This window comes from Streptomyces sp. NPDC004838 (assembly GCF_053600955.1).
The window spans coordinates 108,329-129,606 of the sequence record NZ_JBSGAW010000011.1 but is presented as its reverse complement, the minus strand read 5'-3'; the positions used below and the strand labels follow the sequence as shown (position 1 = coordinate 129,606).

Annotated in this window: 21 protein-coding genes; 9 read left to right on the top strand and 12 right to left on the bottom strand. The window is 70.0% G+C overall.

Translation table 11 applies throughout. The features are described 5' to 3' along the window. Positions 1 to 7: 7 nt before the first annotated feature. The 4 genes from ACWEFL_RS15165 to ACWEFL_RS15150 form a co-directional block, all read right to left on the bottom strand. Positions 8 to 1,156 carry a serine hydrolase domain-containing protein gene (locus ACWEFL_RS15165; RefSeq protein ID WP_451711914.1) on the bottom strand — a complete coding sequence of 383 codons (1,149 nt, stop codon included), beginning with the start codon at positions 1,154 to 1,156 and terminating at the stop codon, positions 8 to 10. A 131-nt stretch (positions 1,157 to 1,287) separates the two neighbouring features. Further along, complete coding sequence (locus ACWEFL_RS15160) at positions 1,288 to 1,761, bottom strand: hypothetical protein (RefSeq protein ID WP_451711911.1); 474 nt, start codon at positions 1,759 to 1,761, stop codon at positions 1,288 to 1,290. A 367-nt stretch (positions 1,762 to 2,128) separates the two neighbouring features. Then, complete coding sequence (locus tag ACWEFL_RS15155; protein ID WP_451711909.1) at positions 2,129 to 4,519, bottom strand: outer membrane protein assembly factor BamB family protein; 2,391 nt, start codon at positions 4,517 to 4,519, stop codon at positions 2,129 to 2,131. Between the two features lie 156 nt (positions 4,520 to 4,675). After that, positions 4,676 to 5,641, bottom strand: coding sequence for a VOC family protein (locus ACWEFL_RS15150; RefSeq protein ID WP_451711902.1), 966 nt, complete (start codon positions 5,639 to 5,641; stop codon positions 4,676 to 4,678). A gap of 195 nt (positions 5,642 to 5,836) precedes the next feature. Here ACWEFL_RS15150 and ACWEFL_RS15145 point away from each other — a divergent pair, with 195 nt between their 5' ends. Beyond that, on the top strand, positions 5,837 to 6,484 hold the full coding sequence (locus ACWEFL_RS15145) for a TetR family transcriptional regulator (RefSeq protein WP_451711899.1): 648 nt from the start codon (positions 5,837 to 5,839) through the stop codon (positions 6,482 to 6,484). Between the two features lie 846 nt (positions 6,485 to 7,330). Here the strand turns inward: ACWEFL_RS15145 and ACWEFL_RS15140 are convergent. Beyond that, positions 7,331 to 8,239 (bottom strand): NAD(P)-dependent oxidoreductase, encoded by a 909-nt coding sequence (locus ACWEFL_RS15140; RefSeq protein ID WP_451711896.1) that lies wholly within the window; start codon positions 8,237 to 8,239, stop codon positions 7,331 to 7,333. A gap of 84 nt (positions 8,240 to 8,323) precedes the next feature. Between ACWEFL_RS15140 and ACWEFL_RS15135 the strand changes: the two genes are divergently transcribed. The 3 genes from ACWEFL_RS15135 to ACWEFL_RS15125 all read left to right on the top strand — a co-directional run bounded on the left by ACWEFL_RS15135 (position 8,324) and on the right by ACWEFL_RS15125 (position 11,008). Continuing rightward, the gene (locus ACWEFL_RS15135) at positions 8,324 to 8,695 is read left to right on the top strand and encodes a winged helix-turn-helix transcriptional regulator (RefSeq protein ID WP_451711893.1); all 372 of its coding nucleotides are present in this window, start codon (positions 8,324 to 8,326) and stop codon (positions 8,693 to 8,695) included. Between the two features lie 31 nt (positions 8,696 to 8,726). After that, entirely contained in the window at positions 8,727 to 9,404 is a 678-nt protein-coding gene (locus tag ACWEFL_RS15130; RefSeq protein ID WP_451712118.1) for a pyridoxine/pyridoxamine 5'-phosphate oxidase, read from the top strand. 416 nt (positions 9,405 to 9,820) lie between these two features. Beyond that, complete coding sequence (locus tag ACWEFL_RS15125) at positions 9,821 to 11,008, top strand: flavin-containing monooxygenase (RefSeq protein WP_451711891.1); 1,188 nt, start codon at positions 9,821 to 9,823, stop codon at positions 11,006 to 11,008. 49 nt (positions 11,009 to 11,057) lie between these two features. On the opposite strand, the gene ACWEFL_RS15120 is transcribed toward ACWEFL_RS15125, so the two are convergent. Then, on the bottom strand, positions 11,058 to 11,795 hold the full coding sequence (locus ACWEFL_RS15120; protein ID WP_451711890.1) for a helix-turn-helix domain-containing protein: 738 nt from the start codon (positions 11,793 to 11,795) through the stop codon (positions 11,058 to 11,060). Positions 11,796 to 12,010: 215 nt separating this feature from the next. Between ACWEFL_RS15120 and ACWEFL_RS15115 the strand changes: the two genes are divergently transcribed. The 4 genes from ACWEFL_RS15115 to ACWEFL_RS15100 all read left to right on the top strand — a co-directional run bounded on the left by ACWEFL_RS15115 (position 12,011) and on the right by ACWEFL_RS15100 (position 14,945). After that, entirely contained in the window at positions 12,011 to 12,973 is a 963-nt protein-coding gene (locus tag ACWEFL_RS15115) for an ATP-binding cassette domain-containing protein (RefSeq protein WP_451711888.1), read from the top strand. Next, entirely contained in the window at positions 12,970 to 13,791 is an 822-nt protein-coding gene (locus ACWEFL_RS15110; protein ID WP_451711886.1) for an ABC transporter permease, read from the top strand. The genes ACWEFL_RS15115 and ACWEFL_RS15110 overlap by 4 nt, the downstream gene beginning before the upstream one ends. A 278-nt stretch (positions 13,792 to 14,069) precedes the next feature. Then, complete coding sequence (locus ACWEFL_RS15105; protein ID WP_451711883.1) at positions 14,070 to 14,282, top strand: DUF4287 domain-containing protein; 213 nt, start codon at positions 14,070 to 14,072, stop codon at positions 14,280 to 14,282. A 117-nt stretch (positions 14,283 to 14,399) separates the two neighbouring features. Then, on the top strand, positions 14,400 to 14,945 hold the full coding sequence (locus tag ACWEFL_RS15100; protein ID WP_451711881.1) for an FBP domain-containing protein: 546 nt from the start codon (positions 14,400 to 14,402) through the stop codon (positions 14,943 to 14,945). Between the two features lie 314 nt (positions 14,946 to 15,259). Here the strand turns inward: ACWEFL_RS15100 and ACWEFL_RS15095 are convergent, their stop codons facing one another. Beyond that, on the bottom strand, positions 15,260 to 16,609 hold the full coding sequence (locus ACWEFL_RS15095; RefSeq protein ID WP_451711879.1) for an MFS transporter: 1,350 nt from the start codon (positions 16,607 to 16,609) through the stop codon (positions 15,260 to 15,262). A 59-nt stretch (positions 16,610 to 16,668) separates the two neighbouring features. On the opposite strand from ACWEFL_RS15095, the gene ACWEFL_RS15090 reads away from it, so the two are divergent. Next, positions 16,669 to 17,652 carry a GlxA family transcriptional regulator gene (locus ACWEFL_RS15090; RefSeq protein WP_451711876.1) on the top strand — a complete coding sequence of 328 codons (984 nt, stop codon included), beginning with the start codon at positions 16,669 to 16,671 and terminating at the stop codon, positions 17,650 to 17,652. A 203-nt stretch (positions 17,653 to 17,855) separates the two neighbouring features. Here ACWEFL_RS15090 and ACWEFL_RS15085 read toward each other — a convergent pair whose 3' ends face one another. Genes ACWEFL_RS15085 through ACWEFL_RS15065 form a run of 5 tightly spaced genes read right to left on the bottom strand, consistent with a single transcriptional unit; the run spans position 17,856 to position 21,251 of the window. After that, on the bottom strand, positions 17,856 to 18,311 hold the full coding sequence (locus tag ACWEFL_RS15085) for an NUDIX hydrolase (RefSeq protein ID WP_451711874.1): 456 nt from the start codon (positions 18,309 to 18,311) through the stop codon (positions 17,856 to 17,858). A 22-nt stretch (positions 18,312 to 18,333) separates the two neighbouring features. Beyond that, positions 18,334 to 19,125: an STM4013/SEN3800 family hydrolase gene (locus ACWEFL_RS15080; protein WP_451711872.1), complete on the bottom strand. Its 792-nt coding sequence runs from the start codon at positions 19,123 to 19,125 to the stop codon at positions 18,334 to 18,336. Beyond that, positions 19,122 to 19,631: a hypothetical protein gene (locus tag ACWEFL_RS15075; protein WP_451711871.1), complete on the bottom strand. Its 510-nt coding sequence runs from the start codon at positions 19,629 to 19,631 to the stop codon at positions 19,122 to 19,124. Before ACWEFL_RS15075 ends, ACWEFL_RS15080 begins: the two co-directional genes overlap by 4 nt. Continuing rightward, on the bottom strand, positions 19,624 to 20,262 hold the full coding sequence (locus ACWEFL_RS15070) for a dTMP kinase (protein WP_451711869.1): 639 nt from the start codon (positions 20,260 to 20,262) through the stop codon (positions 19,624 to 19,626). Before ACWEFL_RS15070 ends, ACWEFL_RS15075 begins: the two co-directional genes overlap by 8 nt. After that, positions 20,259 to 21,251, bottom strand: a complete 993-nt coding sequence (locus ACWEFL_RS15065; protein ID WP_451711866.1) for a radical SAM protein — start codon at positions 21,249 to 21,251, stop codon at positions 20,259 to 20,261. Before ACWEFL_RS15065 ends, ACWEFL_RS15070 begins: the two co-directional genes overlap by 4 nt. Positions 21,252 to 21,278: the final 27 nt, after the last annotated feature.

Here is a 21,278-nt window from a genome sequence, read left to right as displayed (position 1 = left end):
GCGCCGGTCAAGCGTCCGCCGTGCAGCGCCAGAAGTCCCGCATCAACTGGGGCGACGTCGGGCCCGTCAGCGCCACCTGGGTGAGGAGGACGGTGACCGTTCCCGTGGACGGGACGATATGCGCGGCCGTGCCGGTGCCGCCGACCCAGCCGTAGCGGCCCGGGATGTTCCAGGGATCGATGGGCTCGACGTCCACCGAGCCCCCGAAGCCCCAGCCCTGGCCATTCAGGAAGGTGTGGCTCGCCGCGCGCTGGGACGGGGTGAGGTGGTCGGTCGTCATCAGGCGCACCGACTCGGGCGTCAGGACGCGGCGGCCGTCGGCCGTTCCGTCGGCCAGCAGCATCCGGGCGAAGGAGTGCAGGTCGTCGGCGGTGGAGACCAGGCCGCCTCCGCCGGACGGGAACTTCGGCACATGGCTCCACTGACCGTCGGGCGCGTCCCACAGGACGAGGCCGCCGAACTCGTCGGGACGGTAGAGGCTGGTGAGACGGCCGAGCTTCGCGGGCGGGACGCCGAAGCCGGTGTCGGACATGCCCAGCGGCTCGAACAGCCGCTCCGCGAGCAGCTCCGGCAGCGTACGGCCCGAGGCGCGGGCGGCCAGGACGCCCTGGATGTCGGAGGTCGTGTTGTAGAGCCAGGCGTCACCCGGCTGGTGCAGCAGAGGGATACGGGAGAGCGCGGCCGTCCACTCGTCCGGCGGCGGGACGTTGTCGGGCAACGGCGGGGTCTGGCGCAGTTCGGTGAAGAGCGACTGAACGGCGGGGAGCGCGAAGTCGGCGGGGTAGCCGTAGCCGGCGCGGGCGGTGAGCAGATCGAACACGGTGATCGGCCGGGCGGCCGGGACCACGTCGTCGACCGGGCTCCGCGGTGTGCGTACGACCATCGGTGACGTCAACTCCGGCAGCCACTCGGCGACCGGGTCGTACAGTCCGAGGCGGCCGTCGTCGACCAGTGTCATGACGGCCGCGGCGACGATGGGCTTGGTGAGCGAGGCGATCCGGAAGATCGAGTCCCTGGCCATCGGAGCGGATCGGTCGATGTCGACGGAGCCGGCCGTCCGCACCTCGATCCGGTCGCCGCGGGCCACCAGGCCCACCGCTCCGGGCACCGTTCCCTTGCTGGTGTGCGACGTCAGAACGTCGCGGAGTTCGGTCATCGTCGCACCTTCTCGTAGGGGTGGCCGAAGGAGGGACCGGCGCGGCGGCGCGAAATCATCGGAACCGGCGGAACGGCCCCGTCCGGTCCAGACTTCCGGGCGGACGGGGCCGTACGAAAGGACCTCGGCGGTCAGACCGGTGTGCGGGTGACGCTCGTCAGCTCGCACTTCTTGTACTCGCGGCCCTGATCGGTGCCGGTGTACCGCGCCGACGCCTCGGCCGCGACGGTGGCGTTCGCCCCGACCTGTGTGGTGACGCTCGCGAACTCGCTCGGGACGTCGACGTCACCGAGGTCGCCCTTGAACTCGACGGTGACCAGGTAGGAGTACGCCTTGGCGTCCGGGTTCCTCACGGTGACGTTCGCGGCGAGCTTCCCGCTCTCGGCCATACCGCACTTGTCGATCGTGACATCACGCATGGGATCGTGCTTGACCGTGCCGCCGGTCGTGGAGCCGATGGAACCACCCGAGCTGGAACTGCTGCTACTGCTGCTGCCGTTGTCGCTGTCGCTCTTGCAGCCTCCGCCGCCCGAACCGCGCGCCCCTGTCAGGGTGATCAGCACGATCCCGAAGACGGCTATGGCACGAGCATGACGAATATTCACGTCTCAACCCCCCGGTTAAATAAGGCGTGTTGTACTCGCTCCCCTGGCGAGACGCGCGTCACGTTAGCAGCGGGCGCCGACAGCGAGGCCAGGGCCGAGCAAGGTCTTTGCCAAGCCATGGGGGAACTGATGTTTAGTAACAGGATTGCCGGTGATTTGGGTCTTCTCGCGGCACACAGCCGTGAGCCGGGGCTCCGTCCCGGACCGCGCGCCCCTAACGCGGAGGGGCCGAAATCCGCCACATCCTGCCCGTCGCCGCGACCGCCCGCCGCCCTGACCACGGGCGCACCGCGCCTGCGGCCTCGCCCCCCCACACGCGCCTCGCAAGCCGCGCGGTCCCAACCCGTGAGCCGAGCCTCGCCGAGTCTCAGCGGCCCCGGCCCGTGGCCGTCCCCTTCACCGCGTCCAGGGCGTAGACGCAGCGGTCCTTGCTACAGGCGTAGACGACGCCGCCCTCCACCACCGGGGAGCCGGTGATCTCCCCGCCCGTGGCGAGCTTCCAGCGGAGTTGGCCGCCGCTCGCGTCGAGGGTGTAGAGGACATGGTCCGCGGAACCGAAGTGGACGCGGCCGTCGGCGACGACGGGCGCGCCGATGACCTCGCCGCCGGCGGCGAAACGCCACATGGGCGTGCCGGTCACGGAGTCGAGGGTGTAGAGGGCGGATCCGCTGCCGACGTGGACGTTACCGCCGGTGACGAGGACCGGCTCGACGGACTGACGGGATTCGGTGGCGATGCGCCAGCGGTCCTTGCCGGTGGCCGCGTCGAGGGCGTACACCGTGCCGAGGTAGTCCGCGAGGTAGACGCCGCCGCCCGAGACGGCCGGGCCGGGCGCGTACGCGGGCGGGGAGAGGAACACCGCGGGAGCCTCGAAGTGCCAGCGGACCAGGCCGGTCGCGATGTCGATGGCGAGGACGCGGGTGCCCGCACTGACGTACACATGGCCGTCGGCCGCGGGATGCACCCGGACCGGGACGTTGCCGCAGGAGGCCGCGTCGCCGATCGGGTACGACCAGCGCTCGATGCCGGTACGGGTCTCCAGGGCGCGCAGCCTCGCGTCCTTCCACACGTACACCGTGTCGCCGAGGAGCGCGGGACCAGCCTCCGGGGTCTCGAAATCGGTCTGCGCGCCGGTCAGCTCCCACAGCTTCTCGCCGTTGGACGCCTCCCACGCCTGTACGCCGCCGCCGCGCGTCCCGGTGAGGACGGTGCCGCGGTCGGTCTTGAGGGAGTAGACCCAGGCGTCGGCCTGGAGCCGCCACCGCTCCTGGCCGTCGGAGGCGTCGAGCGCGTACAGCGTGGGTCCGTCGGCCGCGTGGATACGGCCGCCGTCGACGGCCATCGCCCAGGCCACGTCACGCGTCTTGAACCGGCGGCGGCCCGTGGCCACGTCCAGGGCGTGGACCTCGAAGGAGGTGACGTACAGCGAATCGCCCGCGACGACCGGGGTGCCCCAGACGTCGTTCGACATCCGGAACCGCCACGGCCGCCAGTGGGCGCCGCCGTCGGCGGGGGGAGAGGCCGGCTGCTGGACGGGCACGGGGGGCGCGGAGGCGGTGGCGGCAGCGGGGGCCGGGGAGCCGTTCAGGGCGGACGGGGGCCGGACCCACTCCGTCGCGGCGGGCGCTTTCGCCAGAGCGCTCCGATTGTCGGCGACCCGGGGGCCCGGACCGATCGGCGTCTGCACCCCCGGCAGTCGTACGGGACCCGCCGGGGCCGGGGCCGCGTTCGTCCGTGGGTCGGCGCCGCCGCGACGGGCCCAGTCCGGATTCCGGCGGGTCGGGGCCTCCGAAGGCTCCGGGGGCGCGTGGGACGGCCTGGGAGGCGGCTGCGAGGGCTGCGGAGGTACGGGCACGGGAGCCCGGCCGCCGCCCCGGCGCGCCTCGATCATCGCCGTCGCCCGGCCCGGCAGCCACGCGGACGCCGTGCCGCTGTCGTCGCTGCCGGAGGAGAAGAGATGCGGAGCGAGCTGGGCCTGAAGGTCCTCGGGCGTGGGGCGACGCGTGGCGTCCCTCCCCATGCAGGACTCGATCAGCGGGCGCAGCTCGGGCGGCAGGCCCGTCAGATCGGGGCCTTCGCGCAGCAGCTGGAAGACGGTCTCCACCGGGTTCGCGCCGTGGAAGGGCGCATGGCCGGTCGCCGCGAAGACGAGCGTGGAGCCGAGGGAGAACACATCGCTCGCGCCGGTCACGCTCCGCGAGTCCCGCGCCTGCTCCGGTGACATGTACGCGGGTGTGCCGACGGCGACGTTCGTCATGGTCAGCCGGGTGTTGGAGACGCCGGACGCGATGCCGAAGTCGATGACGCGGGGGCCGTCCTCCACGACGAGCACGTTCGACGGCTTGAGGTCGCGGTGCACGAGGCCCGCGCCGTGGATGGACTGGAGCGCCTCGGCGATGCCCGCCGCCAGCCAGCGCACGGCCTGCGCGGGCATCGGCCCGCACTCGTTCACTATCTCCTCGAGCGAGGGCGCGGGGACGTACGCGGTGGCCAGCCAGGGCACGGCGGCACGGGGGTCGGCGTCCACCACGGCGGCCGTGTAGAAGCCGCTGACGGCACGGGCCGCCTCCACCTCCCGTGTGAAGCGGACGCGGAACAGCTGGTCCTCGGCGAGTTCGGTACGGACGGTCTTGATCGCCACGCGCCGGCCGGACGCCGACCGGGCGAGATAGACCAGCCCCATGCCGCCGGCACCGAGCCGGCCCAGCACCTCGAACGGACCGATCCGTCTCGGATCGTGCTGCGTCAGCTGCTCCATCTTGCCTGCCACCTCCCCGTACGGGCCCCGGATCCCTATGGGCCCGTCATTCACAGCCCTGTGCAGCGTCTCACCACCGAGCGCCTCAGCGGTCGCGCACCCCGATTCTTCCTGCCGGAGTCGACGGTGGCTAACCCGGGGGCGGATCGGGGTGTCTCAGCCGGAATCGGGCACGGGGCGCGGACCGGACCCGATATCTTCCGTGTCCGCCGCGTCTGCCGCGTCTGCCGCGTCGTCTTCGGGGGCTTCGGGGTCTTCGGGGGCCTCGGCGCTCCGTGCCGTCTTCTCCGTACCCGTATCCGCACGTGGTTCCGCCAGTACGGCGAAAGTCGCGCCCTGATCGTCCGTGAGAACGGCGATCCGTCCGTGGGGGATGTCGAAGGGCCGGGCCTGGACACGGCCGCCGAGGCGGATGGCCGCCGCGACCGTCGCGTCACAATCCTTGACACAGAAATAGACGAGGAAGTGGTCGGGCAGCTCGGCGGGGAAGGCGGGCTCGGTGAGTACGCAGCGCCCGCCGACGGCGGTGTCCTCACCCGGTTCGGCGCCTCGCGGGGACCAGACGCGGATATCGGCCTCGGCCGCCTCGCCGGAGGGGGCGGCGTCGGCGGGGGCGCCGGGCGCGGCGGCGAATCGCAGGTCCGTGCCCGTGAAGCCGAAGACCGTCTCGTAGAACGGGTCGGCCCGTTCCTTGTCCCACGTATAGACCTCGGTCCAGCAGAAGGAGCCCGGCCGCGCCTGCTTCTCGAAGCCCACCCGCTCCCCCGCCTGCCAGAGCCCGAAGACCGCCCCGCCCGGATCGGCGGCCACCGCCACCCCGCCGAGGGTGCCGACCCGTCGCGGCGGAACGATCAGCCGGCCCCCCTCCGACTCGATCCGCCGGGAGAGCGCCACGGCGTCCGGAGTCGCGAAGTAGACATTCCAGACCGTGGGCATCCGGCCGTCGCTCTTGGGGGCCAGGGCGGCCACGAGCTTCCCGTCACTGAGGGCGTCCACATACGGATCGCCGTTCTCCTGCCGGAACGTCCAGCCGAACAGTCCGCCGTAGAAACGCCTGCCCGCCTCGACGTCGGGCAGCGCCGCGTCCACCCAGCACGGCGCGCCCTCGGGGAATACGGCCATGGCGTCGGCTCCCTGTCTACGTAAGCGTCACAACCCAAGCTAACCGGGCATCACGGACATTGCAGCAGAGGGAATCCACCACGAAAGGAATGAATCGGCGGGGATGAATCGAACACGCGAGCGATCTCCGGGTCCGGCAACCCCATTTGCACTCGGCCGAATCGCGCGCGGATCACCCCTCGGTAAGCTGACGGCATGACAGGACAAGTACGCACTGTCGACGGCCGCGTGGCCGGACGACGGGGACAGGCGACGCGGCAGAAGCTGCTCGACTGCCTCAGCGAGATGCTCAGCTCATCGCCGTACCGGGACGTCAAAGTCATCGACGTAGCACGGAAAGCGGGCACTTCACCCGCGACCTTCTACCAGTATTTCCCGGACGTCGAGGGCGCCGTCCTGGAGATCGCCGAGGAGATGGCGAAGGAAGGGACGGGACTGACCGAACTGGTCGCCGGGCGGGCCTGGGTGGGCAAAGCGGCCTGGCAGACCTCGGAGGAACTCGTCGAGGGATTCCTCGACTTCTGGCGTCGCAACGACGCGATCCTGCGGGTTGTGGACCTCGGGGCGGCGGAGGGCGACAAGCGGTTCTACAAGATCCGCATGAAGATCCTGAACTCCGTCACCAACTCCCTTACTGACGCGGTCAAGGAACTCCAGGCCAAGGGCAGAGTCGACAAGGACGTCAGCCCCGCGGCGATGGCCGGTTCGCTGGTGGCCATGCTGGCGGCCGTGGCCTCGCATCAGAAGGGGTTCACCACCTGGGGCGTGAAGCAGGCCGAACTGCGGCCGAACCTCGCGCTTTTGGTGCATCTCGGCATCACGGGCAAGAAGCCGCTCAAGTAAGAGAGGCCGGCGGAGGCGCGCTCGCCCGCGCCATACGTCGGGCCGACGGGCGTCCCTCGCCCCGCCCCTTTTCCTTCCTGTCCAGCCGGATCCGCCTTCGCCGACACGGGCGCGGGACCGAGACCGGGATCCGGATCCGCCATCGCGTCCGCCGTACCGGATCCGCGTTCATATTCGCCGTACCGGAACAGGCATCGCCTTCGCGCTCCCCGTACCAGGTCCGCCTTCGCGTCCCCCGTGCCGGAACAGGCATCGTCTTCGCGCTCCCCGTACCGGATCGGACATCGCCTTCGCGTTCGCCGTACCGGGTCCGCCTTCGCATTCGCCTTCGCCTTACCGGGGCAGGCATCGCCGCGTCGGATCGGCCGTCCGTTCGCGGCTCGGAACCCCGGAGATCGATCCGGTCGCCTTCATCCAGCGGATTCCACAGCCACTCGGCCTCCGTAGCCCCTCGGCCTCCGCTGGCCGCCGTCACCGCAGGGCGTGACGCACCCCTCCCGGCGGCCCGCACACGAACCTCTCCTTCTGTTCGGCGGTCGGCTCCCACGCCCTGCGGCAACCCGCGCAGGTCCAGCGCCAGCGGAGCCCTCCCCCGGTGCCGCCCGTGGTGGTCGTGTCCTTCCACAGGGACGGGCGCTGGGGGCAGTGAGGGCATCGGGGCGGGGTCGGCAGCACGGCGGGGTCTCCTTCGTATCCGTCGGCCAGCGTCGCGCGTCGACCAGCGGCGCGTCCCGGACACCGGGCCCCGACCACCCGTTTGGGCGAACCAGCGAACACCGGTGTCCATGCCGGCGTACCCGGCGCAGGCAAGACGGAGAGCGAGACGGAGCGAGACGTTCCAGCAGGTCAGCGCGGTCCTCGGATGCTGTCGATGATGCGGGTCCAGTTGTCGCCGCCGTGTCCGTTCTCGATCGCGCGCCCATAGTGGGCCTGCACGGCCAGCGGGAGCGCGAGGTCGAGGCCGACTGACGTGCTGGTCTCGACGATGTGGTCGGACGTCGCGCCCATCATGGTGACCGTGCTGAGGTCGCCGGGATGTTCCCCGGCGTCGAGCGCGATGCCGGGATTCTCTCCACCGGCGCTCAGGATGTCGCCGATCGAGCCGGCGGAGGAGAGCAACTCCGGCAGCGCTTCCTCGGCCTTCATTCCGGCGGTACCCAGCATCGCGGTCGCGTGCATCAGTCCGGACAAGGTGGTGAGGAACACCGTGAGTTGGGCTTGATACATCATCTGGGCGAGGCCCGGGTCCTCGCCCAGGTGCCTGGGTGTTCCCAGCAGTGTCAACGCCGCCAGATGGCTCGCCGGCACGTGGTCGCGGCCGCTGTAGTAGACATGGGCCGCCTCCGTGCCGACCATCGGCGCGGGGACCATGACACCTCCGGTGAGGAAGGCGGCGCCGTGGCCCGCCGCCCAGGTCGCCGCCTCGCGTGAGCGGTCGGGGGTGTCAGAGCTGAGATTGACCAGCGTCCGGCCGGCGAGCGATGCGGTGGCGCCGTCGAGGATGTCGTACATCGCCTGGTAGTCGGTGAGGCTGAGGATCACGAGGTCACTCGCTTCGACCGCTTCCCTGGGCGTCGCCGCGAGCGTCGCTCCGTCGGCGACGACGCCGTCGGCCCGGCCGGCGGTGCGGTTCCAGACGGTGACCGGGTGGCCGGCGGCGAGGAGGGTGCGGGTCATCGCCCGGCCCATCGGACCGAGCCCGATCACGGTGACAGCGCTGTCCTGGCTGGTGGTGTGGTCCTGTCGCTCGTTCACCCCTCCATGCTCGGAGAGTGTCACCACCTCCGGAAGTACCTACTATTTTCTGCGGTACTCACCTTTTCGTAAGGGGGATCGGCGATGGCCAAGGCACCGAGGCGCGGGCCTTACATCTGCGGCATCGACGCCGCGCTCGACGTGGTGAGCGGCAAGTGGAAGGGACTGATCCTCTGGGAACTCGACGCCCATCGCGTACGCCGCTTCGCCGAACTCCGTCGCGGTCTGCCGGGAGTGAGCGAGAAGATGCTGACGCAGCACCTGCGTGAAATGGAGGCGGACGGTCTCGTGCACCGAAAGGTCTATGCCGAGGTGCCGCCGCGGGTGGAGTACTCCCTGACCGAGCACGGGCGCACGCTCAATCAAGCGCTCAGGCCGCTCAGCACCTGGGGGGTCGCGCGGATGCGTCGCGAAGGCTCCGAAACGGTCGACGTAGCCGAGACCTCGCGCGACTGAGGATCCCTGCCACGTGCGGTTGACTGAGGCGATGGACAACGATCAGCAGGCCGCCTTCCGGGAGCTCCTCCACGCCCAGCGCGTCTGGGACACCGACCTGCCCGCGTTCGACCCGGCCGGTGCGCCGGACGCGCCGCTGCCGCTGTTCCACCGGTGGTTCGCCGAGGCGGTGGCGGCGGGGCAGCCCGAGCTGCACACCATGACCCTGGCCACGGTGGACGAACGCTCCCGTCCCGATGTGCGCACGCTGATGCTGCACGACGCCGATGAACGCGGCTGGCACTTCGCCTCCCACTCCACCAGCGCGAAGGGCCGCCAGCTCGCCGCCCGGCCCGAGGCCGCCCTCGGTTTCTACTGGGCCGCGCAGGGCCGCCAGATCCGGGTGCGCGGCACGGTCGCCGCGGCCGGGGCGGCGGAGAGCCTGGCCGATCTGCGGGCCCGGTCGACGGGGGCGCTGGCCGCCGCGCTCACCGGGCGGCAGAGTGAGGTGCTGGGCTCCCGGGAGGAGCTGGCTGAGGCGTCGCGGGCCGCTTGGGAGCGGGCGCGGGCCGAGCCCGACGCGCCCGTGGAGACGTGGACGCGGTATGTGCTGGAGCCGCGCGAGGTGGAGTACTTCCAGGGGGACGCGGAGCGGCGGCACGTACGGCTGCGCTACCGCCGCCGTCCGGCGGACCATGACGGGTGGGTACGGGAGATGCTCTGGCCGTGAACGACGGCCTTGAACGACGGCCGTAGACGACGGCCTTGAACGTACGGCCGGGCGCTGCCCGAGGCGGGACGATCCGTCGTTCACGCGGTGGTGCCAGGAGCGGGACGAGCGCCTTCGGGGGCACCGTCGGGGGCACGGGGCACCGTCGGGGCCTCTCCCACCAGTTTCTGACTGTACGTCAATTCAGCGGATGAGGCCGCCCGCACGCAACAGGCGTACGCGCGGGGCCGGATGAGGGACCGGACAGAAACACGGCGGAAAGCGGAGCCGCAACGGAAACGAGGCGCAAGGCGACGGAAGACAACGGAAGGAGCCGGAAGGAGCCGGAAAGAGACCGAACGCACGTGATCAATTCGCAACCGATTCCCATCTTGACTGAGACCCATCAACCGAGCACGGTATTACGCTCACGCCTCATGGCCGGTGAAAGAGGGAAGTCCGCAAAGGACCGACGCGGGGGCATCGACCGCACCGACGACAGACCCGTCTACGTCATCGGCGGCGGCCCCGGTGGCCTCGCCGCCGCGGCGGCGCTGCGGAACAAGGGCGTACGGGCCGTGGTGCTGGAGAAGTCCGAGGCAGCCGGCGACTCCTGGCGACGCCACTACGACCGGCTCCATCTGCACACCACCCGGCGGCTGTCCGGGCTGCCGGGACTCCCGATGCCGAGGGCGTTCGGACGCTGGGTGTCCCGCGACGACGTGGTCCGCTACCTGGAGAAGTACGCGGAGTTCCACGAGCTGGAGATCGTCACCGGCGTCGAGGTCTCGCGTGTCGAGGCGGCCGGTCCCGACTGGCTGCTGCACGCCACGGGCGGCAGGCGGCTGACCGGGCGCGCGGTCGTCGTGGCCACCGGCCACAACCACACCCCGCGACTGCCCGACTGGCCGGGCCGGGACACGTACACCGGCGAAGTGCTGCACGCCGCCGAGTACCGCGACCCTTCTCCGTACGAGGGCAAGGACGTTCTGGTCGTCGGCGTCGGCAACACGGGCGCGGAGATAGCCGTCGATCTGGCGGAGGGCGGCGCGGCGCGGGTACGGCTCGCGGTCCGCACGCCCCCGCACATCGTCCGCCGCTCCACGGTCGGCTGGCCCGCCCAGCGCACCGGCATCCTGGTGCGGAGGCTGCCCGTGTGGCTCGTCGACCGGCTGGCCGGAGTGCTGTCCCGTGTCGCGGTACCGGACCTGACCGCCCACGGGCTGCCCCGCCCCGACAAGGGTCTGTACTCGCGGGCCAGGCAAGGCGCGATCCCGGTCCAGGACGTCGGGCTGATCGACGCGGTACGCACGGGCCGGGTCGAACCGGTCGCCGCGCTGGCCTCCTTCGACGCGGACAAGGCGGTCCTCGAGGACGGCACGCGCGTCTCCCCCGACGCGGTGATCGCGGCGACGGGCTACCGGCGCGGGCTGGAGGGCATGATCGGCCACCTCGGCGTGCTCGACGCGCGGGGAAAGCCCCTGGTGCACGGAGGCCGTACACCAAAGCAGGCCCCCGGGCTGTACTTCACGGGTTTCACGAACCCCATCAGCGGGATGTTCCGTGAGATGGCGATCGACGCGCGCAAGATCGCGAAGGCGCTGGGGTCGGCCACCGGCCGCTGAACCGGCCCGACTTGGTGACACGGCGGGACCCGAGGTCGACGTGATCTGTTCAGTCGTCGTTCTCGGACGTCTCCCCGGGGTGGGTGGAGTAGATCCGGTGCCAGTGCCGGGCTGAGCGGACCAGGTCGTCGATGACGTGGAGGAGGAACTCGCTCGTGTTCTCCAGTCGGGCGCCGGCGGGCGTGGAGGTGCCGAGCTTCTGGGCCGCGACCTTGCAAGCCTCGGCGATCTGGGTCTGGTTGCGCGCGCTGGCGATGACGGACTGGAACGCCACGTCGTCGTCGACGGCGTAACGTTCGGCGCGGCTGTGGGGGTCGCGTTCGCGGGTGACGAGTGCCTGGGTCTCCAGGTAGCCGATGGCCTTGGAGATGGAGGCGGGGCTGACGTGCAGGCGTCGCACGAGTTCCGCGGAGGTGAGGCTGCCGGTGTCGGTGGTGAACAGCGCGGCGAGCACCCTGGCCATCATCTGCGGGAGCCCGGCCTGAATCATCAGCTCCATGCTCTGCGCCTCCACCTCGTCCACGAGCCGTGGATCGCGCCCGCCGGGGTCGGCCCTTCCCGGTGACGGTGTCGGCGCGGTGGTCCTGCGCCGGCGCGCGTGCCGTGCGCCGGCCCGGTGGGCCGCCTCGGCGTGGTAGCCGCGCGGCCCGCCGTTGCGCATCACTTCGCGGGTGACGGTGGAGGTCGGCCGCCCGATGCGGCGGCCGATGGCGGCGTAGGTCAGCTCCTCGCGCAGTCCCGCGGCGATCTGCTGTCGGTCCTGGAGGGTGAGTCTGTCACCAGGCATCGGGCGTCCTCCGCTGTCGGCGTCGAGGCCAGCTTAATGCAACGATCGCCGTTGCATTAGTGGACACAGCCCATGCAATGATTCAAGCAGCTTACCTGCAACTATGCCATTGCTTCACATAGTTGTGATTGACGATCTCGTGTATGCAACGTAACTTCCGTAAAGTTGTAAAGGCGTTTATGCGGCGCCGGATCTCACTGACGGGAGTGAAACCCATGACCACCGATCTCGGTCGACCCGCGGTCGCGGCGACCGCGCTACGCAAGGCGTACGGCGACCACGTGGTGCTCGACGGCATCGACCTCGACATCCCCGCGGGGTCCGTCTTCGCGCTGCTCGGCCCGAACGGCGCCGGCAAGACCACCGTGGTGCAGATCCTGTCCACGCTGATCCGCGCCGACGCGGGGGAGATGCGGGTCGCCGGCCACGATGTGGTCCGGGATCCGGACGCGGTACGCGCCGCGATCGGCGTCACCGGCCAGTTCTCCGCGGTGGACGGTTTCCTCACCGGCGAGGAGAACCTGCTGTTGATGGCCTGTCTGAACCACATGCCCCGCCGGGAACGGCGACCCTGTGCCGCGGACCTGCTGGCGCGGTTCGATCTGGTGGACGCGGCCCGGAGGCCCGCGGTGACGTACTCCGGCGGGATGCGCCGCCGCCTGGACCTCGCGATGACGCTGGTCGGCCGACCTCGGGTGATCTTCCTCGACGAGCCGACCACCGGGCTGGACCCGCGCAGCAGGCGGACCATGTGGGCGATCATCCGCGGGCTGGTGGCCGACGAGGGCGTCACGATCTTCCTCACCACCCAGTATCTGGAGGAGGCCGACCGGATCGCCGACCGGATCGCGGTGCTGCACCGGGGAAAGCTGGTGGCGCAGGGCTCGCCGGAGGAGCTCAAACGGCAGGTCGGCGGCGGCCATGTCACCCTGCGGTTCGCCGACCCACACGGTTACGACCACGCGGCCCGGACGTTGGACGTGGTGTCCCGCAACGATGAGACGCGCACCCTACAGGTCCCCCATCAGGGCGATGTGCGGTCGTTGCGCGCGCTGCTGGACCGGCTCGACCACGCCGCGCTCACCGTGGACGAACTCCAGGTCCACACCCCCGACCTCGATGACGTCTTCTTCGCCCTGACGGGCAACCTGGTCTCGGCGCAGGAGCCCGCCCGATGAGTGCTGTTTCGCTCGCCTTCGCCGACTCGGCGACCATGTTGCGCCGCCAGTTGCGGCACATGCTGCGTTATCCGACGCTCATCCTGACGGCCGCCGGGGTTCCGGTGGTCTTCCTGCTGCTGTTCGTCTACGTGCTCGGCGGCATCCTCGGCACCGGCCTCGGCACCGGCCTTGGCACCGGCACCGGCCTCGGCGGGCCGTCGGGCGGCCGGGACGCCTACGTGGACTACGTCGTCCCCGGCGTCATCCTGATGACCGTGGCGACCGCGGCCCAGGGCACGGCGATCTCCGTATCCATCGACATGACCGAGGGCATCGTCGCCCGGTTCCGTACCATGGCCATCGCCCGGGTCTCGGTGCTCACCGGTCATGTGCTGGGCAGCCTGATCCAGACCCTGCTGAGTATCGCCGCCGTCATCGGGGTCGCGCTGCTGGTGGGATTCGAGCCCACCGCGGACTTCGGCGAATGGATCAGCGCGATCGGCGTGCTCGTCCTGATCATCCTCGCGCTCACCTGGCTCTCGGTCGCACTGGCCATGGTCGCGAAGAGCGTCGCCACCGCGAGCAACATGCTGACGCCGCTGATGATCCTGCCCATGATGGGCAGCGGGTTCGCCCCTACCGACACGATGCCGGACGGGCTGAAGTGGTTCGCCGAGTACCAGCCGTTCACCCCGTTCATCGAAACCCTGCGCGGGCTGCTGATGGGCACCCCGATCGACAACAGCGCAATCCTGGCCGTCGGCTGGTGCGCCCTGATCGCTCTGGGCGGCTACCTCTGGGCCAAGAAGCTCTACAACCGCGAGCCCACCAGGTGAGCGGGGGCCGCGGTGTCGCGTGATCGTCGTCGAAGTCCCCGCCGGTGTCGTCGTTGATGTCCCCTCCGGTGAGTTCGTCGACGGGCGGGCCCGGCCGACGTACCGAGGCCGCCGGGGGCCTTCCGCCGACGGGGCCCGTCACGTCGCATGTAACATGCATCACTCCCACGGCGCGGTGATTCCGCTCCGCCCCGACGGTCATCAAGGTGACAAGCCCGACCGGTTCGCCGGCGCGCACCACCGCGACGGCGCGCACCGCACGAAAGGACACCGCCGCCATGACCGAACCCGTAAAAGGCCCCGCCAGCTACTTCCCCTCGATCGAGAAGAAGTACGGCCGTCCCGTCGCGGAGTGGAAGGAACTCATCCGCTCCTCCCCACTGACCAAGCACATGGAACTGGTCGCCTGGCTCAAGACGGAGCACGGGATGGGCCACGGTCACGCCAACGCCCTCGTCAAGCACACACTCGACGAGGCCAAGGGGTCGTGACGCCGCGCTGCCGCGACCGGTTCCGTCCCCGGGCCGCCCCGTGGCCGTACGCGCCCTGCGCGCTCCCGCCCTGCCGTACGCGGTCGGGCGCACGCGCTCGGGCGCACGGAAAATCGGATGACCCGGCCGGTGGACCTCGGTAGCGTCCGAGCCGTGGACCCGCTCAGCGACAAAGAGATCCGCTCGTCCTTCGTGAACTGCACCAAGGGCGAGGCGAACCGGCTCCGGCTGCCGCTCGACTTCGGCGAGCTGCCCTGGCAGGACCTCGATTTCCTCGGCTGGACAGATCCGGGCGCGCCCCTGCGGGCGTACCTCGTCATCCCGAGGAAGACGGACGGCCCGCTGGGCCTCGCCCTCCGCGTGCCCAGCGCCTCCAGGTCCAGCGCGTTCAAGTCGAGCCTCTGCGACGTCTGTCTGACGGGCCACGCCTCCTCCGGCGTGAGCCTGCTCGTCGCACCGCTGGCGGGGACGCGCGGCCGGGAGGGCAGCACGGTGGGGCTCTACCTCTGCGCCGATCTCGCCTGCTCGCTCTACATCCGGGGCAAGCGCCAGCCGAAGCTGCGGACGGCGCGGTACGAGGAGAGCCTGACGGTGGACGAGAAGATCGACAGGGCCATGGGGAATCTGGACGGGTTCGCCGCGAAGGTCCTGGCCTCTGCGTAGCGCCGTGACCGGCGCATTTCACCGGCCCGCGACGCCCGGCTCCCCGTCGCCGTGACGGCCCGGCTCCCCCTCGCGTGACGGCCCGGATCCCCCTCGCGTGACGGCCCGGATCCCCGTCGCCGTGAGGGCCCGGCGGCCCGGAGGAAGCCCCACGCGGTGTTGACGCACCGCGCGGGCACGGCCGCGTACGCACGAGCCGCTGACCTCCCCCTTGTAAGGGGCGCCGCACTCGTGAGGGGCGCCGCACCGGGGCCGCGGGCCGACCGGCGAATCCATCCGACCGCAGCGGCGGCGCTGTGCGCGTCGGCGCCGGGTCACTTGCGCGGGGCCGGGAGGCTTCCGGAGGCCCCGAGCGGGGAGAGCGCGGGCAGCGAGGGTCGCCGGATCACCATCGACATCAGCGCCGCCACCGCGCACAGCGCGCCCGCGGCGTACCAGGCGATGTCGTACGAGCCGAACACGTCCCGCGCCACACCGCCCCCGAACGCGACGGCCGCCGCGCCCACCTGGTGCGAGGCGAGGACCCAGCCGAAGACGATCGCGCTGTCGTCGCCGTAGTGCTCGCGGCACAGGGCGATCGTCGGCGGAACGGTGGCCACCCAGTCCAGGCCGTAGAAGACGATGAAGAAGATCATCGGCGGCTGGACGGTGGGCGCGAGCAGCATCGGCAGAAAGAGCAGGCTGACGCCCCGCAGGGCGTAGTAGACGGCCAGCAGCCTCCGCGGTTCGAAGCGGTCGGTCAGCCAGCCCGACGCGATCGTCCCGATGACGTCGAAGACGCCGACAACGGCGAGGAGCGAGGCCGCCGCCGTGATCGCCATGCCGTGGTCGTGGGCGGCGGGTACGAAGTGGACCTTCATCAGCCCGTTCGTGGACGCGCCGCAGATCGCGAAGGTGCCGGCGAGCAGCCAGAACGGCCCGGTTCTGGCCGCCTTGAACAGCACCTTGACCGCGCGGCTCGCCGCTCCCGGCACCGGGGGCGGTTTGGGCACGAAGCCCTCGGCCCCGTAGGGCGCGAGCCCCACGTCGGCCGGATGGTCCCGCAGCAGCAGCCAGACGAAGGGGACGACGGCGAGCGCGGAGAGCGCGACGGTGACGGCCGCCGGCCGCCAGCCGTGGTCCTCCACCAGCCAGGACAGCAGGGGGAGGAAGACGAGCTGACCGGAGGCCCCGGCCGCGGTGAGGATGCCGGTGACCAGGCCCCGGCGGCGGATGAACCAGCGGTTGGTGACGGTCGCGGCGAAAGCGAGGGCCATCGTGCCGCTGCCGAGTCCGACGAGCAGGCCCCAGTAGAGGATGAGCTGCCAGGCCGCCGTCATGAAGACGGTGAGCCCGGAGCCGATGGCGATGACCGTGAGCGCGACGGCCACCACGCGGCGGATGCCGAACCGGTCCATCAGCGCGGCGGCGAACGGCGCGGTCAACCCGTACAGCGCGAGGTTGACCGAGACCGCGAAGCCGATCGTGCCGCGCGACCAGTCGAACTCCTGGTGCAGGGGGTCTATGAGAAGGCCGGGCAGGGAGGTGAAGGCGGCGGCGCCGATGATCGTCACGAAGGCGACGGCGGCGACGGACCAGGCGCGGTGGAAACGGGCGGGTCGGCGCGGTCCGGCTGTCGCGGCGATTTCGGGCTCGGTCTCGGTCTCGGTCACGGAACTCAGCATCCGGGGACCGGCCGGGCCGATCGAGTGGCCCGAAGGACAGCATTCGATAGGATCGGGCCATGAGCCATGACCGCCACCGTATCGTCGTGCTCGCGCTCCCCGACGTCATCCCGTTCGAACTGGGCATCCCGCACCGCATCTTCGGCCGTGCGTTCTCGGCGGGCGGCGATCCGCTGTACGAGGTCGTCACCTGCACCTCCGTACCCGGTCCCGTGCGCACCACGGCCGACTTCGAGGTGCACGTGGAGCGGGGGCCCGAGGCGCTGGCTGAGGCGGACACGGTGATCGTCCCGGCGGCGTACAAGCCCTCCGTCCTCCTCACGGAGGGCCGGCTGCCGGATGAACTCGCCGAGGTGTTCGCCCATATCCGGCCCGGTACGCGGCTGGCCTCCATCTGCACCGGCAGCTTCTTCCTGGCGGCGGCCGGTTTCCTCGACGGCCGGCCGGCCACCACCCACTGGTCCTTGGCCGATCGGCTCCAGCGCCTGTTCCCGTCCGTCATGGTCAACCCGGACGTGCTGTACATCGACGACGGCGATGTACTCACCTCGGCGGGGGTCGCGGCCGGCATCGACCTCTGTCTGCATCTGGTCCGGCGCGATCACGGCGCGGCCGTCGCCAATGCCGTGGCCCGGCACAGTGTCGTACCGCCGCACCGGGACGGCGGCCAGGCGCAGTACATCCGCCGTCCCGTCCCCGAGGGACCGTCGGCGACCACCTCGGCGGCCCGCGACTGGGCGCTCGGACGGCTGCACGAGCCGATCCAGCTGCGGGACATGGCCGAGCGTGAGTCGATGAGCGTACGGACCTTCACGCGCCGCTTCCGCGAGGAGGTCGGGGCCAGCCCCGGCCAGTGGCTGACCCGCCAACGCGTGGAGCGGGCCCGGCACTTGCTGGAGTCGACGGATCTCTCGGTCGACCAGGTCGCCCGGGACGCCGGGTTCGGCACGGCGCAGTCGATGCGGCAGCATCTACAGACGGCACTGGGGGTGCCGCCGACGGTCTACCGCCGTACGTTCAGGGCGGATTCGTCACGGGCGTGAGCGGATGCGCACGCCAGGCGCGGCCACCGGTCCAGAACGGGAGGAGAGGTTCAGGGTGTAGCCGCGGTGTGCGAGTCGGGAGACGTAGTGACAGCCCTGTTCCATGACCCGCGCTACCGGCACCGTCGGCAGAGCGGTCACAATTACCGGAGGCTCTTCTCAAGGAAATCCGGCCTCCAGTCGCCCGCACGTCAACGGCACTGTCAGCCGACGACCCTGGCCTCACCCATCCAGACAGCCAGCATGAGGGCGAGCGGACCAGCAGGGAGCAGAAAGCGCCCCTCGACAGCGGCTCGTACGGCTTCGGACACAGGCCACCATGTGAGTTTGAACTCCACTTCGCTGGGGTTCAGCCGCTGCGGGCCCAGAGAAAGCCGACGCGCCTCGAAAAGGTGGACACGTGCGGGTGATGCAAGGGTGATGGCATAGGAGCCCAGCGGGCTCCACGCTTCGGCGGTGATCCCTGCCTCCTCGGCGAGTTCTCGCCGGGCACACTGCTGAGGAGTCTCCCCGTCCTCCATCCGGCCACCCGGCAGGAACAGATACTCGCCGCCGTGACCGGGGAATTGGGCGGAGAGGATCGCCGCCGCCCCCTTCCCGTCCACGGCGACGACCACGGATGCGTCGCGGATGGGGGTGCTGGTGTTCTCGTCGCTCATGCGACGCGAGAGTAGCGGTGCGTCAGGACAGCCAGGCCGCGAACGGAACATCGGTAACTTCCGGGCGCACGATCCCCCGCCCCCAGTATCCGCCCTCCCCAAAGGCGTCACCGTGATCGGCACACATGATGATCAACCAGCGGCGATCGCGGGTGAGGGTGTCGACCAGCCGCCCGAGATAGGTGTCGGCATAGGCGAGGGCAGCCATCTGGGAGCGGGCGCTGTCCTCGCTGTCTCCAACGTAGAAGCCGTGGGGCACATGGGTGGCCGAGACGTTGACGAACAGGAACAACGAGCGTCCGGAGTACTGGTCCACCAATCCGAGAGCCTGGTCGACCTGATGGCGGGTGGAGTCCGGCTCGGGTGAGCAGAACTCCGACCGCCAGTGATCCTCGTCGAACATGTCCGGCAGCACGCCGCCGAGCGGGGTCTCACGAGAGAAGTAAGTGACACCGCCGATGCACACGGTGCGATAGTCGTGCTGATTCAGTCCTTTGAGAAGGTTGGGGGCCTCGAACACGAACGTCTGGGACGGCACGGTCTTGAACGACGGCGGGCGGCATTCCCACAGGCGAGGTGGCTGTTCGGGCTGAGGAAGCTTGGGCAGGAACCCCGAGAAGAACGCCATGTGGGCGGGAAGGGTGAACGTGCCTGGAGTCTGCCGGAGTTCCCATCCTCCGTCGGGCAGCAGCCGGGCGAGGTGGGGAGTGCGGCCTTCGTCCAAAGCTGTACGGGCGACGTCGTAGCGCAGCGAGTCGAGGGTGACGAAGAGAATGTTGGTACCCGCCAGTATGGCGTCAGGCGCATCGATCACTTGTCTGCCTCCTCGCTGACGGCCGTCATGAACGGCTGGACTCTGCCCCTGGAGGTTTCGTTTACGGGGATCGGCACCCGGTCTTCCGCGATCATCCGCCGGATTGCGGCGAGCCCGCCTGGTTCATCGAGCGGTTTGCCGTCGCGGCTGTACAAAGCGATCGTGACCTGTACGGTGGCACCGCCGGTCCCGTTGGTGACGACGAGGATGCCGGGGACGTCTCCGGCCTGACGCATGGCAACCAGCAGCGCGGCTTCGTCGGCTTGGCCCCGGTTGAGAACCTGGCAGGCGTAATGCTGAGCGTTGACGGCACCCTGGCACAGCCGGTCGAAGAACTCGACTGAGGTGGGTTTCCCGTCGTGGGCTACCACCAAGCGGCTGGTACGCGCGACGACGACGAAGCAGGCCGCCATCCACCAGGCGACCCCGGCGTGAATCTGGCCGGGAAACCGGCCGTGCGCACCACCGTCTCGGACCACCGTCTCGGCGTCGATGGGGTTAAGCACCGGCTTCCTCCAGATGTGTCGCGATCGTGTCGGCGAGTTGGTCCGGGCTTCGGCCATCGGTTGGGAGGATCACTGCTGTGGGGTCGCAGGCAGCGGCCTGCTCGAAGTTGTCCAGGAGCCGCGTGTAACGGTCGGGCACGTCGAACAGGTCGGTGTCGTCCTGTTTGATGTCGAGCTTGTCGGCCATTCGCTCACGCAGGGTCGCCTCGGAACAAACCAGGTAGAACGTGGCGTCGGGGACGAACAGGTAGGGACGGAACGGGTCCATCAGCACAGCCACTTCGGCAGGGTCAAGGCCGTGGACGGCAGCATGGCAGGCCGCTACCGAAGAGGCATAGCGATCGGCGACGACCGGCCCGGTCGTTACAGCCTGACGAACGCGATCGGAAGCGTGCAGCAAGCCGGAAAGGTAGAACGCGAACTGGGGCAGGGCTCGGAGCTGTTCGTTTACTTTCAAGCTCCATCCGGTGTGCGGGTCGGCCAGGGTGTGCAGACTTGTCGCGTTCATGCGGCGAGCCAGCTGCGCGGTCAAGGTCGACTTGCCGATACCGGAAACGCCTTCCAGGACGACGAACGGGCCTTGACGGCTCTCGCTACGCGGGGTGGGCCGATACGCGGCGGGCAGTATCACAAGGTTCCCTCGGTGAACCGGGCGATGTGCCCGGCAACGGCGGAGGCGAGCCGGTCGGGCTCCTGGATCAGACCCTTGACGTCCAGGCGTAGGTCTCCGCGAAGCAGGCAAGGCTGGATGCCCCCGGCGTGGTCCACACGCAGGGCCCAGAAACCCTCGACGCACTTGGTCCGGACCGGGCAGGTACCGCACTGGCCGACATGGTGACGGCCCAGATCACGGTGGATCACGTCAATCTCCACCCCGTCGACGCGGAAGACCCGCCGCCCCTGGCCGACACCGGCTACCTCGACATGCTCGTCCTGAGTGAGGGTCCTCAAGTGTCCGATGATCCCCTCAGCGGAGACGGCGGTATCGACACGGCCGTCGTTGAAGTCGGTCGGCACCAGTTCGATGAACTGAACCGGCATCCGCCGGCTCAGTGCGAACTCAAGGATGGACTCGACCTCGTGGGCATTCTGCTTGAGCAACAGGCAGTTCAGTTCAACCCGCTCGAACATCTCCCGAGACGCATCGATGCCGTCCAGGACGGTGTCGATGCCGATGCGGGTACCCGCGATGATGCGCAGGGACTCATCGGAGAAGTAGTGGAGCGACACCTTGATCTTGTCCAGTGGCGCCTGGGGAAGCCAGTCCTGATGAGTCCGGACTTGAGTGCCGTTGGTGATCAGCGTGTACGAGCCATCAGGGCCGGAAGGCGATAGAGCCGTCAGCACGTCACGGGCCAGTGGCGAGTTCAGGGGCTCCCCGCCCGTGAAGTACACGCGCTTGATGCCTGCCCTCACCATCGAGGCGATAACAGTCAGGAAATGCTCCGCCCGGTAGACACGCGCACGAGGCTGCTGGCTGCGGTCCAGACGAGTCCGCGGCGGCGGGACGTCATCCTCGTTGTGACAGAAGAAGCACGCGATATTACAGCGGGGTGTCAGGGACACCCTTATCTGCCCGCGCAAGGCAGCGAAGTTGTGCAGGGCAGTCCAGTCAATCATGGGTGAATCGGCTACGGGTCGTACGGC